This window comes from Streptomyces sp. NPDC058375, from assembly GCF_042723425.1.
Classification (GTDB): Bacteria; Actinomycetota; Actinomycetes; order Streptomycetales; family Streptomycetaceae; genus Streptomyces; species Streptomyces durocortorensis.
In genome coordinates this window covers 1-1256 of the sequence record NZ_JBHXJG010000497.1, presented here as the reverse complement: position 1 = coordinate 1256, position 1256 = coordinate 1, and the positions used below count along the sequence as shown (strand labels likewise).

Annotated in this window: 2 protein-coding genes; one reads left to right on the top strand and one right to left on the bottom strand. The window is 69.0% G+C overall.

What is annotated here, in order from left to right:
• Window positions 1–30: 30 nt before the first annotated feature.
• Entirely contained in the window at window positions 31–606 is a 576-nt protein-coding gene (locus ACFWM7_RS35325; RefSeq protein WP_383268891.1) for a TerD family protein, read from the bottom strand.
• Between the two features lie 184 nt (window positions 607–790).
• Between ACFWM7_RS35325 and arfB the strand changes: the two genes are divergently transcribed.
• The gene (arfB, locus tag ACFWM7_RS35320) at window positions 791–1225 is read left to right on the top strand and encodes an alternative ribosome rescue aminoacyl-tRNA hydrolase ArfB (protein ID WP_383268888.1); all 435 of its coding nucleotides are present in this window, start codon (window positions 791–793) and stop codon (window positions 1223–1225) included.
• The last annotated feature ends 31 nt before the right edge of the window (window positions 1226–1256 follow it).

Here is a 1256-nt window from a genome sequence, read left to right as displayed (position 1 = left end):
GTGAAACTGTTGTGCGCTCGGGGCGACGGGTCAGAGGTTGACGCCGAAGTCCTGGGCGATGCCGCGCAGACCGGAGGCGTACCCCTGGCCGACCGCGCGGAACTTCCACTCGGCCCCGTTGCGGTAGAGCTCGCCGAAGACCATGGCGGTCTCGGTGGCGGCGTCCTCGCTGAGGTCGTAGCGGGCGATCTCGGTGCCGCCGGCCTGGTTGACCACGCGGATGAACGCGTTGCGGACCTGGCCGAAGTTCTGGCTGCGGTTCTCGGCGTCGTAGATGGAGACCGGGAAGACGATCTTGTCCACGTCGGCCGGCAGGCCCGCCAGGTTGACGTTGATCTGCTCGTCGTCGCCCTCGCCCTCACCCGTGACGTTGTCACCGGTGTGCACGATGGTCTGGTCCGGCGTCGACTTGTTGTTGAAGAAGACGAAGTGACCGTCCGAGACGACCTTCCCCGTCGGGTTGACCGCGATCGCCGAGGCGTCGAGGTCGAAGTCGGTGCCGGTGGTGGTGCGGACGTCCCAACCGAGGCCGACCGTGACGGCGGTAAGGCCCGGTGCCTCCTTGGTGAGCGAGACGTTGCCGCCCTTGGACAGGCTTACTGCCATGGGAAGTCCCTTTCCTCGTCATGTGCGGGCTTCGTGCCATCACGAAAGCTACCGTCACCCGTCCTAACGCAAGCAGCAGACCATGAGGTTCCTGGTCGCTTTACTTTCTTTACGAACTTCCTCCGGTCGAGGGGAGGAGAAGCGGTGCAAAAGAAGGTGACGGGCGGGGCGCGGGGGAGGGACCATGGGTGTCATGTCCGGGCCCTATGTCATCCGCGGCTCGGTCTCCCTCCCGGAGGCCGAGCTCATGTGGCGTTTCTCGCGGTCCTCCGGGCCCGGCGGCCAGCACGTCAACACCAGCGACTCCCAGGTGGAGCTGCGCTTCGACCTGGCGGCGACCGACGCGCTCCCCGAGGTGTGGAAGGCGCGGGCGCTGGAGCGGCTCGCGGGCCGGCTGGTGGGCGGGGTGGTCTCCGTACGGGCCTCCGAGCACCGCTCCCAGTGGCGCAACCGCGAGACGGCCGCCGTACGGCTCGCCGCCCTCCTGGCCGAGGCGACCTCGCCGCCGCCGAAGCCCCGGATCAAGCGGAAGATCCCGCGCGGGATCAACGAGCGCAGGCTGCGCGAGAAGAAGCAGCGCGGCGACACCAAGCGCGGGCGCTCCGGCCGCGACTGGTAGCCCCCGGCCACCGGCGCGCCTCCCCCCGGCG